2 protein-coding genes are annotated in these 1,549 nt (G+C 63.3%); both read right to left on the bottom strand.

Features of this window, described 5'->3' with window-relative positions:
- Positions 1-136: 136 nt before the first annotated feature.
- Entirely contained in the window at positions 137-1,150 is a 1,014-nt protein-coding gene (locus EN969_RS30505; protein WP_127419704.1) for an ABC transporter substrate-binding protein, read from the bottom strand.
- 176 nt (positions 1,151-1,326) lie between these two features.
- Positions 1,327-1,549 (bottom strand): dihydrodipicolinate reductase C-terminal domain-containing protein (locus EN969_RS30500; protein ID WP_281060045.1); only part of this gene is annotated, 223 nt, incomplete at its 5' end.

Below are 1,549 nucleotides of genomic sequence, written 5' to 3'. Positions count from 1 at the left end.
CTCCTGTCGCAATGGGGCAAGGGAGCCCGCGGCAGTGCCACGGATCTCCAGGTGTTCGGGAGGCCGCGCCGCTGCCTTCTTGATTCAAGCAGCCGGCGCAAGTCCTTGTTATTCAACGAGTGGTAGGCTGGCGCCGCTATTTGGCAGCGTCGACGAATTCGGTCGTGTAGGTCTTCGACAGGTCGATCTGCTTGCCTTGCAGGCTCTTCGAGAATGTCGAGAGAACCTTGAGCACGGTCGGCGGACCATCGGCCGGCATGCGGCCATCCGGCGTGAACATCGCCTTGCCGCCGGCCAGCCCCTGCACGTAAAGGTCCCGGTTGCCGGCATAATAATCCTTCGGCATCTTGTCGGCGATCTCTTCGGCCGAATGCGTGGCGATGAATTTCATCGTCTTGACGAAGGCATTGGCGAGCTTCTGTGCCTCATCCTTGTGGCCTTCCAGCCAGGAGGACTGGACATAGAAGGACGCCGCCGGATAGTCGCCGCCCAGCGCTTCCTTGGTCTTTTCGGGCGTGCGCATGTCGACCAGGATGCTTGCCTCGCCGGTCTTGAGCAGTTTGGCGATGGTCGGCTCGGTGGTCATGCCGGCCTGGATCTGGTCCTGCTTGACGGCGGCGATGAAGGTGTTGCCGGCGCCGACCGGCAGCAGCGTGTAGTCGCCGGGCTTCAGGCCGCTGCGCACGGCAAGATACTGGGTCAGGAAATCGGTCGAGGAGCCGAGACCGGTGACGCCGAGCGTGGCGCCCTTGAAATCGGCGGGCGACTTGATCTCCGGGTGCTTGGCGGAGACCAGCTCGACCTCACCGGGCGCTTGGCTGAACTGGACGATCGACTGGATGTATTTGCCCTTCGACTGCAGGTCGACGGTGTGATCGTAGAAGCCGACAACGCCTTGGACGGCACCTGCCAGCAGTTCATTTTCGGCCTCGACCGCGGCGCGCGAGTTGAGCAGTTCGACATCGAGCCCCTGGTCCTTGAAGTAGCCGAGCTGCTGGGTGAGCACGGCAGGCAGATAGATCTGCTTTTCCATGCCGCCGACGATGATGGTGATTTTGTCGGCAGCCGAAGCCACCGTGGCGCTTGTGGCTGCAATAGCAAGGCTTAGCGCCGCTGTGCGCAGGGCGCACTTCGAGATGAAACCGGTCACGAAACTTCCTCCACTTGGGCGGCGCGCCATCCCGGCTGCGCCGCATTCCTCCTTACCGGCCGCTCCCGCACCGGTCACCCGGCGAACGCCGTAATGACTTCATGGCACGCCCAAGCTTTCAGCTGGCTTTCAGTCGTTTTAACGGCCGTTGAAATGGAATCCGTTGTGGCTGCCGGTCACGGAGCGCCGAAACCGAGAACGTCGCGCATGTCGTATTCGCCGGGCGGGCGTCCCTCGAGCCAGAGCGCGGCGGCAATAGCGCCGCGGGCGAACATGACGCGGTCGCCGGCCGCATGCGACAAGGTCACAAGCTCGCCTTCGGCACAGAAGCTCACGCTGTGTTCGCCGATGATGCTGCCGCCACGCAGCACCGCAAAGCCGATCTCACCGGGAGGCCGC

This window comes from Mesorhizobium sp. M7A.F.Ca.CA.003.01.2.1, assembly GCF_003998945.1.
Taxonomy (GTDB): Bacteria; Pseudomonadota; Alphaproteobacteria; order Rhizobiales; family Rhizobiaceae; genus Mesorhizobium; species Mesorhizobium ciceri.
Note: the sequence above shows the minus strand (reverse complement) of the source record. Positions and strands in the feature narration are given on the sequence as shown.